We start from the raw sequence: 13,448 nt of genomic DNA on the forward strand, positions 1-13,448 counted from the left end.
CGCTACGCCTTCTTGTCAGGGTCGGGGTTGATCGTGAGCACGACGTTGTGACCGTCACGCACCACCTCGACCGGCGCATCCACGCCGACCTTGAGCCGACGCACGGCGACGACCATCTCGTCGGAGTCGGCGACGGTGCGGTCGCCGACCTTGACGATGACGTCGCCCTTCTTGATGCCGGCCTTGTCGGCCGGGCCGCCCTTGGTGACCTCGGTGACCAGTGCGCCGCTGTCCGGTATGTCGTCACCCTCGGTGTCCTCCGCCGACCCGACGGCCACGCCGAGCGTCGGGTGGGCAATCTTGCCGTCCCTGATCAATGCGTCGGCAACGAACTTCACCTCGTTCACCGGAATCGCGAAGCCGAGCCCACTTGCACTGTCCGACAACGACTTACCCGCGGAATTGATGCCGATCACTTCTGAGTTCATGTTGATGAGCGGGCCGCCGGAGTTACCGTGATTGATCGACGCGTCGGTCTGCACGCCGTCGAGCACGGTGTCGGTGTCCGATCCGTCGCCGGACAGTGGAACCGGCCTGTGCAGCGCGCTGATGATGCCGACCGTGACGGTGCTGCGCAGTCCCAGCGGCGCGCCCGCGGCGACCACTTCTTCCCCGACCACCAGCTTGTCGGAGTCACCGAGTCTTGCGACGGTCAAGTCATCGACGTTGTCGACCTTCAGCACGGCGAGGTCGGTCTTGGGGTCCCGGCCGACGAGGTTGGCCGGGACCACCTTGCCGTCGTTGAACACCACCGTCAGCGTCCATTGGTCCGGATTGGTGGCGGCCTCGGAGATGACGTGGTTGTTGGTGACGATGTAGCCGCGCCCGTCGATGACGACACCGGACCCCTGAGCGAGCGCCTGGTCGCTGGCGGCTTCGATGGTCACCACCGAATCGGCCACCGCGGCAGCCACCGCGGCGAACCCGCGCTGCGGCGAGTCGGCGGGGTCGGCGGGCGCCAAGTCCACCTTCGGCGTGGTGAACGCCGTCATCACCTCGGTGGTCATGCGTCCGACGAATCCGCCGAGCAGGCCCATCACCAAGACGACGATGGCCAAAAGCGCCAGCGCGACCCACGACAACTTTCGGCCGAACAGCGCGTCGCGCAGCCCAAGTCTTTGAGCGGCGGGAGCGACCGGGAGCGGCGCGTCGGGCGTCGGCGGCTCCGCCAACGCGACGGCGGTGGCTGGCAGCGGCTCAGCGGGCGAGTCGGAGAGGTCGGCCGACGAAGCGGCGAACGACTCGGCCAGCACCGGACCGGGAGGCTGGTTCGTCGGCGCGGAGTCGCCCTGATCGCTCCAGTGGTCGCGTCCGAGGAAGGCTCCCGTGAAACCCTCCGGCCTGCCGAATGCACGGGTGGCCGCGGGGTCGACGGCCGGCCGTGTCACCGGGCGCGCCTCCAAGCGGGGCCTGTTGGCGGACTGGTCGTCGTTGGTCACCCGTGTTCACTCTCCAAATGAATCGTCCGCCTCGATGGGCGGACGGGTTCGTTCACGTCAACGGCGCTTGCGCCGGGCACGCGGAACCCCGTCAGCAAACTGCGGATCGATCTGCTCCACGGGAGGTTCCGGCGGGGCATGATGCGGGATCTGGGACAACAACCCGAGCAATGAACTCGGTACGGCAATCGGGCACGAGTCCCGCAACGCCGCGCGGGCCTGGCCCTGGGCGTCGACCTCGGCGGAGCACGCAGGGCACAGCGACAGATGATGGGCGGCCCTCAGATGGGCCGACATGCGCAATTCACCGTCGACGAACGCCGCGATGGCCTCAGTGGACAGATGCTCGGTGGAGCCGAACTGGCGCGGGCCGACCGGCTCGTCGCTCTGGGAGGCGAATTGAGCGGGAAGCCAGGAGAACGCCCGACGGAACACGTGTCCGGGGTCGGCCATCACCCAGCTCCTCTCTGATCACTTGTAGCTCAAGGCGGCGTTACACCTTCGAATGTAGCGCGACGGGCGGCTGACCACACGCGCGACGTCAGGCCGATTTGGCCTGGGCGTCGAGGTATTCGGTCGAGTGGTTGGCCAGGTAGTCGCGTAGCGCCTGCCTGCCACGGTGGATGCGGCTGCGCACGGTGCCCAGCTTGACGCCGAGCGTGGCGCCGATCTCCTCGTACGACAGTCCTTCGATGTCGCACAGAACGACCGCGGCGCGGAACTCCGGCGCCAGCGAGTCGAGCGCGGCCTGCAGGTCGGGCCCGAGCCGCGAGTCGTGGTAGATCTGCTCGGGGTTCGGCTCGTCGGCGGGCACGCGGTCGTAGTCCTCGGGCAGCGCCTCCATGCGGATGCGGTTGCGGCGCCGGACCATGTCGAGGAACAGGTTGGTGGTGATGCGGTGCAACCAGCCCTCGAACGTGCCGGGCTGGTAGTTCTGCACCGAGCGGAACACCCGGATGAACGTCTCCTGGGTCAGGTCCTCGGCATCGTGCTGACTGCCGGATAGGCGGTAGGCCAGCCGATAGACGCGATCGGCGTGCTGACGAACCAACTCGTCCCACGACGGCATGGTGGTCTTGTCGCCGGTGGCGTCGAACACCGCAGTGCCCGTCAGCTCCTCGGAAGGCTCGAACCACTCCGCCTCGCCCGATTGCGAGCCAGCCTGCTCGAGGTGGGACATGAACACGGGGCCCATCGTGGTGGTGGTCGTCGTATCCTCCAAATCGATTGTGCAGCCCTCAGCCTGAGCCGAAGGCTCTACACAATCCGCAACGGAAAAGTCGACGCGGTTGTTCCCGGATTGCGAGCTTGCGCCGAATACTCCGCGACTTTCCATGCGGATACCGTCGCGGACCCTGGTGAGGTCCGCATATGAGCGACCTGAACTTTTCCTGAGAATGCGGGTGGCCCCGACTCGACCTGCGCAAACCGGCTCGTATCGGCGTGATTGCGGCGCGCCGCGCGGGCGTGTCGCTCTACCGGCGCCGCGCGTTCGCTCTACGCTGCGGGCATGGTCGACGACACGCGCTCCAGCCGTGCTGAGGCGATCGTCACCCACGCCGAGCAGTCGATATCCGAGGACGCGATCACGGCCGCCGCGCGAGAGCGTGCCGACGACAGCGGCGCCGGAGCCGTCACCCCGGCAGTTGGCGCCTTGCTGAGCGTGCTGGCCAAGGTGGCGGGCGCCAAGGCCGTCGTAGAAGTCGGCACCGGCGCGGGCGTCAGCGGGCTCTGGCTGCTGTCGGGTATGCGCGAGGACGGCGTTTTGACCACGATCGACGTCGAACCCGAGCATCAGCGGCTAGCCAAGCAGGCGTTTTCGGAGGCGGGCATCGGCGCGTCGCGCACCCGGTTGATCGGCGGGCGGGCGCAGGACGTGCTGACGCGGCTGGCCGACGACTCCTACGACCTGGTGTTCATCGACGCCGAACCGCTCGACCAGCCACAGTTCGTCATCGAAGGGGTGCGTCTGCTGCGCTCCGGCGGGGCGATCGTGATTCACCGCGCCGCACTGGGTGGGCGCGCCGGCGACGCTGCCGCCACGGACAAGGAGGTCGGCGCGGTCCGCGAGGCCGCCCGGCTGATCGCCGAGGACGAGCGCCTGACTCCGGTCCTGATTCCCCTCGGCGACGGCCTGCTGGCCGCCGCCCGCGACTAACCCCGTTTCCTCGCCGCTCCCCGTTCGGCCCTCACCTTTCGCCGAAATCCCGTTCCCTGTCGTTGAGCGCGTGAGTTAACGACAGGGAACGGGATTTCGGCGCATCTTTACGGGTTCTTGACGGCGTTGATCCTTGACCACGCGCTGAACGCGCGTTTAGCCTGTTGAACATGCGTTCAGCGGACGATCTGACTGCGACCGCGAGGATTCGCGACGCGGCGATCGAACAGTTCGGCCAGCACGGGTTCGACGTCGGCCTGCGCGCCATCGCGAAGGCCGCGGGTGTCAGCGCCGCGCTGGTGATTCATCACTTCGGATCCAAGGACGGTCTGCGCAAGGCGTGCGACGAATTCATCGCCGAGTCCGTCCGCACCGCCAAGAGCGAGTCGTTGCAGACCTCCGACCCCGCCGCGTGGTTCGGACAAGTCGCCGAGATGGAGTCGTTCGCGCCGCTCATGGGCTACCTGGTCCGCAGCATGCAGACCGGCGGCGAGCTGGCGAAGTCATTGTGGCGCACCATGATCGACAATGCCGAGCAATACATCGAAGAGGGCGTGCAGGCCGGCACCATCAAGCCCAGCGACGACCCCAAGGCCAGAGCGCACTTCCTGGCGATGACCGGCGGTGGCGGCTTCCTGCTCTATCTGCAGATGCACGACGACCCGACGGACATTCGCACCGTGCTGCACGACTACGCGCAGGACATGATGCTGCCCTCGCTCGAGGTCTACACGCATGGGCTGTTGACCGACTCCACCATGTACGACGCGTTCTCCGCCCAGCAAGCAACCGGCAAGCCCATTCCCACGTCGAAAGAGGAGTGATCCATGACCACGAACCGCGGCGCCAACGCCATCGAGGTCTCGAACCTGACGAAGAACTTCGGGTCGGTTCGGGCACTCGACGGACTCGACCTGACGGTCGCCGAAGGCGAGGTGCACGGCTTCCTCGGACCCAACGGCGCGGGCAAGTCGACGACCATCCGGATCCTGCTCGGCCTCATGCGCGCCGACGCGGGCACCGTCCGGTTGCTCGGCGGCGACCCGTGGGCCGACGCCGTCGCCCTGCACCGCGACATCGCCTACGTACCAGGCGACGTCACGCTATGGCCCACGCTGACCGGCGGCGAGACCATCGACATGCTGGCCCGCATGCGCGGCGGCATCGACGAACAGCGTCGCGCGGAGCTCATCGAACGGTTCGCCCTCGACCCCACCAAGAAGGCCCGCACCTACTCGAAGGGCAACAGGCAGAAGGTCTCGTTGGTATCCGCCTTCTCCTCGCGGGCCAGGCTGCTCCTGCTGGACGAGCCCAGTAGCGGGTTGGATCCGTTGATGGAGAACGTCTTTCAACAGTGCGTTGGAGAAGCCCGCGACCGCGGGGCCACCGTCCTGCTCTCCAGCCACATTCTCGCCGAGACCGAGGCGCTGTGCGAACGGGTGACCATCATCCGCGCGGGCAAGACCGTCGAGAGCGGAACGTTGGAGTCGATGCGGCATCTGTCCCGAACCTCGATCAAGGCCGAACTCATTGGCGACCCAGGCGATCTGGCCAGAATCAAGGGTGTCGAAGACGTCAGCCTCGAGGGCCACACGCTGCGCGCTCAGGTGGATGGGGAGAGCCTCGCGGAGGTGATCAGGGCGCTCGGCAATGCGGGGGTGCGCAGCCTCGTCAGCCAGCCACCCACGCTCGAGGAGCTCTTCCTACGCCACTACGACACGGGCGAGTCCGAACCGGAGAAGGTGACCGCATGACCGTCCTGGACAGGCCGCACCAGCCCGCCCATCAGGCTCCGCCGCGCGGCTCGAACTTCTCGGGAACCCTTGGGCTGCTTCGGCTCTACCTTCGTCGCGACCGCATCGTCGCAACGCTGTGGGTGCTCCTGCTTTCCGTCCCGCTGTCCACGGTGTACGTCGGCAGCGTCGAGGCCGTGTATCCCACGCAGGCCGACCGGGCCAACTTCGCGGCGTCGATCATGGCCAGTCCCGCCCAGCGGGCGCTGTACGGAAACGTCTACGGCGACAGCCTTGGCGCCACCGGCATTTGGAAGGCCGGCATGTTCCATGTGCTGATCGCCGTCGCCGTCATCCTGACGGTGATCCGGCACACCCGCGCCGACGAGGAGACCGGGCGCTCGGAGCTCGTCGACTCCACCGCCGTCGGTCGCTACGCCAGCCTCACGGCGGCGCTGATGCTCGCCTGCGGCGCGTCGCTGCTCACCGGCGCCATCGGCATCGCGGGGCTACTGACGCTCGACGTTCCCGCGACCGGCTCACTGGCCTTCGGATTGGCGCTGGCGTGCACGGGCCTGGTGTTCACCGCCGTCGCCGCCGTGACGGCTCAACTGTCCCCGAGCGCACGGTTCTCCCGCGGCGCCGCATTCGGCGTGCTGGCGGCGGCATTCACGTTGCGCGCCGTGGGAGACGCGAGCTCCGCGGCCAGCGGGCTGTCGTGGTTCTCGCCGCTGGGTTGGGCGTTGCAGGTGCGCCCGTATGCGGGAGATCGCTTCTGGGTGCTGCTGTTGCCCATCGCGACGACGATGGTGCTGATTGCGTTGGCCTACCAACTGCTGGCCCGACGCGACCTCGGTGCCGGGCTGATCGCCGACCGGCCCGGTCCGCCCCGCGCCGGCGCCGGCCTGCACGGGCCCACCGGCTTGGCGTGGCGGCTCAGCCGCGGCGCTCTGGTGCTGTGGACGATCGGGTTGATCGGATACGGCATTTTGATAGGCAGCGTCGTCAATGGCATCGGTGACGAGATCGGCAACAGCGCCACCGCACACGACATCGTGTCTCGGCTCGGCGGTACCGATGCCATGGAGCAGGCGTTCGTCGCCGTCGCGTTCAGCATGCTCGGCATGGTGGCTGCCGCGTTCGCCATCTCGCTGACGCTGCGACCGCATCAGGAGGAGTCCAGCCAGCACGCCGAGACGCTGCTGGCCGGAGCGGTGAGCCGCACCCGGTGGCTGGCCGGCCATCTGCTGATCGCGCTCGGCGGCTCGGCCGCCGCGATCATGGTCGCGGGCCTCGTCGCCGGGCTCACCTACGGCGCCGCCGCGGACGACGTCGCAGGCACGCTGCCCGTCGTGCTCGGCACCGCGGCGGTGCAACTGCCCGCGGTGTGGTCGATGGCGGCCATCACGGTCGCACTGTTCGGGCTCGTCCCGCGCTTCACCCCCGTCGCGTGGGGAGTTCTGGTCACGTTCATCGCGGTGTATCTGCTTGGCTCGCTGGCTAACTCACCGCAATGGCTGCTCGACCTCGAACCGTTCGCACATACCCCGCGCGTGGGTTCCGACGACTTCTCGGCCACTCCGCTGATATGGCTGTTGGCCATCGACGTCGCACTGATTGCATTGGGTGTCACGGCGTTTCGGCGTCGCGACCTTCACTGAGGAGGACGAAGTGAAACTCGCCATTCAAACCATCGCATCGACGCTGGCCGGCCTGCTGTTCTTCGGGCTCGCACTGTTCGTGCCCGCTGGGACGTTCCACTACTGGCAGGCGTGGGTCTTCATCGCGGTGTTCATGCTGGCCACGATCGTTCCAAGTTTCTACCTCGCGGTCACGAATCCGGCCGCCCTGCAGCGCCGACTCAACGCCGGTCCCACGGCGGAAACCCGTCCCGTACAACGGATCATCATCAGCGCGACGGTTCTCATGGTGGTCGTGCTACTCGTGGTCAGCGCGCTCGACCATCGGTTCGGCTGGTCGTCTGTGCCACTGCCCGTGGTCTGGATCGGCAACGTGCTGGTGGCCGTCGGCCTCGTACTCGCACAGCTCGTGGTGATCCAGAATTCCTACGCCTCGGCGAACATCACCGTGGAGGCCGACCAACCACTCGTCTCGACCGGTCTCTACGGCCTGGTTCGTCATCCGATGTACGTTGGCGCACTCATCATGATGTTCGGTACTCCCCTTGCGCTCGACTCACTTTGGGGAATGATCCCGATGGCCCTAGGGGTACCGGTGCTGGCGGCCCGGATCGTCGACGAGGAGAAGTTACTCACGGAGCAGTTGGGCGGCTATCGCGAGTACACCACCCACGTCCGGTCTCGGCTGATCCCCTACGTGTGGTGAGTTCGCCGCGCCGCGCGAACGTGTTCGCGGTACGCACGGCAAGGTAGCGTGCGTGAACGTGTCACAACGAGACGCGGCCATCGACAAGCCATGCCCCGGTGGTGGCAAGAGTTGGACCGTCAACATTCAGGGCAAACCGGTATGCCCACGCTGCTATCGCGCGCTCGCCACCGTCGCGGGCAAGGGTCGGACCGTGGCCAACACGCCGAAAGTGCCGCCGCACGCAAGGCCGCCGCGACGCGACCGCTAGAGCTCATACTGATTCGATGGAACTGCTCACCGGGCTCGGGCTCGCGAGCGCCGCTGGACTCAACGCCTACATCCCGCTGTTGGCGATGGGGCTGCTCGCCCGGTTCACCGAGCTGGTGAACCTGCCGCCGGGCTGGGCGTGGCTGGAGAACGGCTGGGTGATGGTGATCGTCGCCGTGCTGCTGACGGTCGAGATCGTCGCCGACAAGATCCCCGCGCTCGACAGCGTGAACGACGCGATTCAGACCGTCGTCCGCCCCACCGCCGGAGGCATCGTGTTCGGCGCGGGCACCGCGTCGCAGACGGCCGCCGTCGCCGATCCCGGGGCGTTCGTCACGTCGGGCCAATGGATTCCGATCGCGATCGGGGTCGTCGTGGCACTGGTCATGCACCTGACGAAGACGGCGGTACGGCCGGTGGCCAACGTCGCGACCGCCGGATTGGCCGCCCCGGTATTGAGCACCGTCGAAGACGTCACCAGCGTCGGGTTGGTCTTCGCCGCAATCCTGCTGCCCGTGCTCGTGCTTGTGGGCTTGGTGTTGATCGCATGGGCGGCGTTCGCACTTTGGCGACGGCGGCGCCGCCGCGCGGCAGCGCCGACCGGCTGACTCAGCCGAGGATCGCCGCAGTCAGGTGCGCCCGGAAGAGGCCGGCCACCGACTCGTCGGTGGAATACGCGATCCCGTTGGCCTCGGCGCGCGCCGCGAAGGTGTGCGTCGCGACGTTCCACCCGGCCGCGGTGAGGTACTCCTCGACGTCGCTGCGCTCGCCGAAGTAGATCATGTCCGCCGGGTCCTGGATGTCGGATCCGTTCGAGCGGTCTCGTTCAGCCCTTGTTACTTCAGTCGACGAGGGCGTGGCTGTCACCGACAGATCCGGATGCCATTCGGTGGCCAATCGGCTTCCCGTCGCGCTCAACTCCGTCACGTTGTCGAACAGGAGGTCCTGAGCCTCTGGCGGGAGGTAGCCGAGCAGCCCTTCGGCGATCCAGGCCGTCGGCTGCGCAGCGTCGAAGCCGTTTACCCGCAACGCATTCGGCCAATCGTCCCGCAGATCGATGCCAATGCAGCGCACGTCCGCAGCCGGCGCTGCGCCGAGGTCGGACATCGTGCGTGCCTTGAACTCGACGACACCCGGTTGGTCCAGTTCATAGATCGTGGTCCCAGGCGGCCACGCCAGTCGGTACGCACGCGTGTCGAGTCCGCACGCCAAGATGACCGCCTGCCGCACGCCGGCCGTCATCGCATCGGTGAGGAACTCGTCGAAGAACTGGGTGCGCACCGCCATGCCGTCAGCGACGGCATCCCAGTCGATACCCGCGGCGTCGTCGCCGGTGTCACCGTCTGCCACCCGTACGTAGTGCTCGATTCCGAGCGCAGCCACCAAGGGGCGTGCGAACGGGTCGTCGATCAGCGGATGCGGGCGGCAAGAGGCCAGTGCACGGGCGGCCGCCACTGCCGTCGCGGTCGTGCCCACTCCCTCAGTGAGATCCCAGGTGTCGTCATCCGTGCGTGGCATCGCGCCCTCTCGACCAAAGATTAACTAAGCTAATATTTAGCCACTATAACTTAATTGAAGGCGACCGGCGAGACAGGTGCTGAGCAGACCGGACGAGCGTGCACAAAATGCCAGTGTGAGCGGCGTGTCGCGGAGCAGACGCACGCTCGCGGAGGAACCGGGGGCTATACCCAGACGCCCTTGCCGACGGCGACCACGCCGCCGGCGCTGATGGCGAACCGCTCGCGGTCCTTCTCGGGGTCGACGCCGACCATCTCACCGGGACCGACGACGACGCTCTTGTCCAGGATCGCGTGACGCACCACGGCGCCGCGGCCGATGCGCACGCCCGGCATGAGCACGCTGCCCTCGACGATGGCGCCGTCGTCGACCACCACGTTGGATGACAGCACCGAATTGCGCACGGACGCCGCCGATACGATGCTGCCCGCACCGACCACCGACTCCTGCGCCGAGCCGCCGTTGACGAACTTCGCAGGCGCCAGGTTCTCCGGCTCGCCGCGGATGGGCCAGCGCCGGTTGTAGAGATTGAATACCGGATGGACCGACACCAGATCCATGTGCGCGTCGTAGAACGCGTCGAGCGTCCCGACGTCACGCCAGTACCCGTGGTCGCGTTCGGTGGCTCCAGGGACCTCGTTGGCGTTGAAGTCGTACACGGCGGCCATGCCGTCACGCACCAGCCGCGGAATGATGTCGCCGCCCATGTCGTGATCGGAGTGATCCTCGTCGGCGTCGGCGCGGATCGCATCGACGAGCACCTTGGTGGTGAAGACGTAGTTGCCCATCGACGCGAACGTCTGCTCCGGGTCGTCCGGTGTGCCCGGCGGGTCCGCGGGCTTCTCGACGAACTCGCGAATGAGCCCCGAATCGTCGGCGTCGATACAGCCGAAGGCGGTGGCCTCCGCACGGGGCACCCGAATTCCGGCGACCGTCGCGCCTGCGCCGCTGTCGATGTGGGACTGGACCATTTGCTCGGGGTCCATCCGATAGATGTGGTCCGCGCCGAACACGACGACGTAGTCGGGGTCCTCGTCGTAGATCAGATTCAGCGACTGGTAGATCGCGTCGGCCGAGCCGGTGTACCACCGCGGGCCGAGCCGCTGCTGCGCCGGAACCGGGGTGATGTACTCCCCCGCAAGCCCCGAAAGCCGCCAGTTCTGCGATATGTGCCGGTCCAGCGAATGCGACTTGTATTGCGTGAGAACGCAGATCCGCAAGTAGCGCGCATTCACCAGATTCGACAGCACGAAGTCGATCAGCCGGTAGGCGCCGCCGAAGGGAACCGCCGGCTTCGCGCGGTCCGCGGTTAGCGGGTAGAGCCGTTTGCCCTCGCCGCCGGCCAGGACGATGCCGAGCACCTGTGGCAATTCCCTCATGGTCCAAACCTATCGGCCACCAGGGACCGCGGCTAGCCATTCGCGGGATTGACCGCGCGTTTCGGTCGGGCTGGCGGTCAACGCAATTGGCGCAGCGGGCCGCGAGGGCCAGGCCGGTCCACTACGGTCGTAGCCATGCGGGTGGCCATGATGACGCGGGAGTATCCGCCAGAGGTCTACGGCGGCGCAGGGGTCCACGTGACCGAACTCGTCGCGCAACTGAAACACCTGTGCGACGTCGACGTGCACTGCATGGGGCAGCCCCGATCCGATGTGTTCGTCGCCAAACCCGACCCGGCGTTGGACGGCGCCAATCCGGCGCTGACGACGCTGTCGGCCGACCTCGTCATGGTCAACGACGCCGCCGCGGCAACGGTGGTGCACTCGCACACCTGGTACACGGGGCTGGCCGGTCACCTCACCGCGCTGCTGCATGGAATTCCCCATGTGCTGACGGCGCATTCGCTCGAACCGATGCGCCCGTGGAAGGCCGAACAGCTGGGCGGTGGCTACCGGGTCTCGTCGTGGGTCGAGCGCACCGCCGTCGAAGGCGCCGACGCGGTCATCGCCGTCAGCGAGGGCATGCGCGGCGACGTGTTGAGCACCTATCCCGCACTCGACCCCAACCGCGTCCACGTCGTCCGCAACGGGATCGACACCGACGCCTGGTATCCGGCGCCACCGTCGGCCGAGGGTTCGGTGCTCGCCGACCTCGGCGTCGACCCGAGCAAGCCCATCGTGGCGTTCGTCGGCAGGATCACGCGCCAGAAGGGGGTCGCGCACCTCGTCGCGGCCGCCCACCACTTCGCACCCGACGTGCAGCTGGTGTTGTGCGCCGGCGCCCCCGATACGCCCGAGATCGCCGCCGAGGTGTCTACGGCCGTGCAGGCGCTCGCGCTCCACCGCGCCGGGGTGTTCTGGGTCCAGGAAATGTTGGCTCCCGACAAGATTCGCGAAATCCTCACGGCGGCAACGGTGTTCGTCTGCCCTTCGGTCTACGAACCGCTGGGCATCGTGAATCTCGAGGCGATGGCATGCGGCACGGCCGTCGTCGCCTCGGACGTGGGGGGCATTCCGGAGGTCGTAGCGGACGGTCGGACCGGGCTGCTGGTGCACTACACCAAGGCCGACACCGGACGGTATGAACTGGAACTGGCCGCTGCCGTCAACGCCCTAGTGGCCGAACCCGCTCGGGCCGACGGGTTCGGGCGGGCCGGGCGGCAGCGATGCATCGACGAATTCTCCTGGGCGCACATCGCCGAACAGACTCTGGAGATCTACCGAAAGGTCTCCAGGTAGCACTTCGCTAGCTCGTGACGCCCTTGAGCTCGTCGCCGAGTGCGGCGGCCTCGTCTGGGGTGAGTTCGACAACCAGCCGCCCACCACCCTCGAGCGGTACTCGCATGACGATGCCGCGACCCTCTTTGGTTGCCTCCAACGGACCGTCGCCGGTCCGTGGCTTCATCGCCGCCATCGAGTGCTCCCTCCACATGAGCCGGGCCCATCAACGGATCCGGTCGAGACCGAGAACCCCACCCGTCGACAGCTCCCGGCGCTGAACTGCATCTGAACTAGCCCCATTGTTCCCTATCCGCGGGCTTGAGTGTGCAAAGACCCGGCGATGTGCTCGGCTGACGGCCCTCTGGGCCGCGCTACGCCCCGGGCGAAGGCACCCAACACGCGGCCAGGTGGTCGTCGACCATTCCGGTGGCCTGCATGAGCGCGTACGCCGTCGTGGGACCGACGAACCGGAATCCGCGTCGCTTGAGTTCCTTTGCCATCGCCGTTGACTCGGGACTCGTGGCCGGCACGTCGGACAGCTGCGCGGGGCGGGGCCGCGGCGGCGGCGCGAACGACCACAGCAACTCGTCGAGGTCGATGTCGGCCGCCACCCGCGCGTTGGCGATGGTGGCCTCGACCTTGGCCCGATTGCGGACGATGCCCTCGTCGGCCATCAGCCGCGCGACGTCCTTGTCGGTGAAGCGCGCCACCTTCGCCACGTCGAAGCCCTTGAACGCGCGACGGAAGTTCTCCCGCTTGCGCAGGATGATGAGCCACGACAGGCCGCTCTGGAAGGCCTCGAGCGACACGCGCTCGAACAACGCCTGCCCGCCGTGCAGCGGGCGGCCCCACTCGGTGTCGTGGTAGTCGCGGTACATGATGGAATCGGCTGTGGGAGGCCGTGATCCGGCGGCGACAGCCCACCCGCAGCGCGTCTTCCCGTCCGCGACGACGTCCGTCACGATTGTTCGGGTCCGTCGTCGGGCAATGAGTGTGCACCCTCGTGCCGAACCTCTCCGTCGCTTTCGGGCTCGGGCTCGACGCCGTACGCGGCATGCACCGCGGAGAGCTCGCCGCGCAGCAGGTCGAGCTCCTGGCCCAGCCGGTCGAGTACCCAGTCGACCTCGCTGGTGTTGTAGCCGCGCAGGGTCTGGCTGAACTTCAGGGCGTCGACGTCCTCGCCGGTGACCCCCGAGGCAGGCAACACGGTGGCGGTGGTGCCGCGAGGCAACGGTGGCAGCCGTTCGCCGCGCCCGAACAGCACGCTGCCCACGCCGAACAGCACGACGGCCACCAAGATCAACACGACCAGGTAGAGGAGAATCATGGTCACGACGTCGATCCT

Annotated in this window: 16 protein-coding genes; 8 read left to right on the forward strand and 8 right to left on the reverse strand. The window is 67.5% G+C overall.

The features are described 5' to 3' along the window. Positions 1-2 precede the first annotated feature (2 nt). From SLQ33_RS28155 to sigE, 3 genes are all read right to left on the reverse strand, one after another. Entirely contained in the window at positions 3-1,439 is a 1,437-nt protein-coding gene (locus tag SLQ33_RS28155) for a S1C family serine protease (protein WP_319457204.1), read from the reverse strand. A gap of 57 nt (positions 1,440-1,496) precedes the next feature. Beyond that, positions 1,497-1,892, reverse strand: coding sequence for an anti-sigma E factor RseA (rseA, locus tag SLQ33_RS28160; protein ID WP_319457205.1), 396 nt, complete (start codon positions 1,890-1,892; stop codon positions 1,497-1,499). Between the two features lie 88 nt (positions 1,893-1,980). Next, on the reverse strand, positions 1,981-2,775 hold the full coding sequence (gene sigE, locus SLQ33_RS28165) for an RNA polymerase sigma factor SigE (protein WP_319457206.1): 795 nt from the start codon (positions 2,773-2,775) through the stop codon (positions 1,981-1,983). 174 nt (positions 2,776-2,949) lie between these two features. Between sigE and SLQ33_RS28170 the strand changes: the two genes are divergently transcribed. The 7 genes from SLQ33_RS28170 (at position 2,950) to SLQ33_RS28200 (ending at position 8,533) form a co-directional block, all read left to right on the forward strand. Next, entirely contained in the window at positions 2,950-3,597 is a 648-nt protein-coding gene (locus SLQ33_RS28170; RefSeq protein ID WP_319457207.1) for an O-methyltransferase, read from the forward strand. 170 nt (positions 3,598-3,767) lie between these two features. Beyond that, entirely contained in the window at positions 3,768-4,421 is a 654-nt protein-coding gene (locus tag SLQ33_RS28175; RefSeq protein WP_319457208.1) for a TetR/AcrR family transcriptional regulator, read from the forward strand. A 3-nt stretch (positions 4,422-4,424) separates the two neighbouring features. Further along, positions 4,425-5,351: an ABC transporter ATP-binding protein gene (locus SLQ33_RS28180; RefSeq protein ID WP_319457209.1), complete on the forward strand. Its 927-nt coding sequence runs from the start codon at positions 4,425-4,427 to the stop codon at positions 5,349-5,351. Next, on the forward strand, positions 5,348-6,991 hold the full coding sequence (locus SLQ33_RS28185) for an ABC transporter permease (protein ID WP_319457210.1): 1,644 nt from the start codon (positions 5,348-5,350) through the stop codon (positions 6,989-6,991). Before SLQ33_RS28180 ends, SLQ33_RS28185 begins: the two co-directional genes overlap by 4 nt. 10 nt (positions 6,992-7,001) lie before the next feature. Further along, positions 7,002-7,676 carry an isoprenylcysteine carboxylmethyltransferase family protein gene (locus tag SLQ33_RS28190; RefSeq protein WP_319457211.1) on the forward strand — a complete coding sequence of 225 codons (675 nt, stop codon included), beginning with the start codon at positions 7,002-7,004 and terminating at the stop codon, positions 7,674-7,676. 58 nt (positions 7,677-7,734) lie between these two features. Further along, on the forward strand, positions 7,735-7,926 hold the full coding sequence (locus SLQ33_RS28195; RefSeq protein WP_319457212.1) for a hypothetical protein: 192 nt from the start codon (positions 7,735-7,737) through the stop codon (positions 7,924-7,926). A 16-nt stretch (positions 7,927-7,942) separates the two neighbouring features. Next, positions 7,943-8,533 (forward strand): DUF4126 domain-containing protein, encoded by a 591-nt coding sequence (locus tag SLQ33_RS28200; RefSeq protein WP_319457213.1) that lies wholly within the window; start codon positions 7,943-7,945, stop codon positions 8,531-8,533. A 1-nt stretch (position 8,534) separates the two neighbouring features. Here the strand turns inward: SLQ33_RS28200 and SLQ33_RS28205 are convergent, their stop codons facing one another. Continuing rightward, positions 8,535-9,443, reverse strand: coding sequence for an SAM-dependent methyltransferase (locus SLQ33_RS28205; RefSeq protein WP_319457214.1), 909 nt, complete (start codon positions 9,441-9,443; stop codon positions 8,535-8,537). Positions 9,444-9,607: 164 nt separating this feature from the next. After that, positions 9,608-10,822 carry a glucose-1-phosphate adenylyltransferase gene (gene glgC, locus SLQ33_RS28210; RefSeq protein WP_319457215.1) on the reverse strand — a complete coding sequence of 405 codons (1,215 nt, stop codon included), beginning with the start codon at positions 10,820-10,822 and terminating at the stop codon, positions 9,608-9,610. Positions 10,823-10,957: 135 nt separating this feature from the next. Between glgC and glgA the strand changes: the two genes are divergently transcribed. Then, complete coding sequence (gene glgA, locus SLQ33_RS28215; RefSeq protein ID WP_319457216.1) at positions 10,958-12,121, forward strand: glycogen synthase; 1,164 nt, start codon at positions 10,958-10,960, stop codon at positions 12,119-12,121. Between the two features lie 7 nt (positions 12,122-12,128). Here glgA and SLQ33_RS28220 read toward each other — a convergent pair whose 3' ends face one another. From SLQ33_RS28220 to SLQ33_RS28230, 3 genes are all read right to left on the reverse strand, one after another. Further along, on the reverse strand, positions 12,129-12,296 hold the full coding sequence (locus SLQ33_RS28220; protein ID WP_003406247.1) for a DUF3117 domain-containing protein: 168 nt from the start codon (positions 12,294-12,296) through the stop codon (positions 12,129-12,131). A gap of 178 nt (positions 12,297-12,474) precedes the next feature. Then, entirely contained in the window at positions 12,475-13,065 is a 591-nt protein-coding gene (locus tag SLQ33_RS28225; RefSeq protein WP_319457217.1) for a DNA-3-methyladenine glycosylase I, read from the reverse strand. Continuing rightward, entirely contained in the window at positions 13,062-13,436 is a 375-nt protein-coding gene (locus SLQ33_RS28230) for a DivIVA domain-containing protein (RefSeq protein WP_319457218.1), read from the reverse strand. The genes SLQ33_RS28225 and SLQ33_RS28230 overlap by 4 nt, the downstream gene beginning before the upstream one ends. Between the last annotated feature and the right edge of the window lie 12 nt (positions 13,437-13,448).

It is taken from the genome of Mycobacterium sp. RTGN6, from assembly GCF_033804605.1.
Taxonomy (GTDB): Bacteria; Actinomycetota; Actinomycetes; order Mycobacteriales; family Mycobacteriaceae; genus Mycobacterium.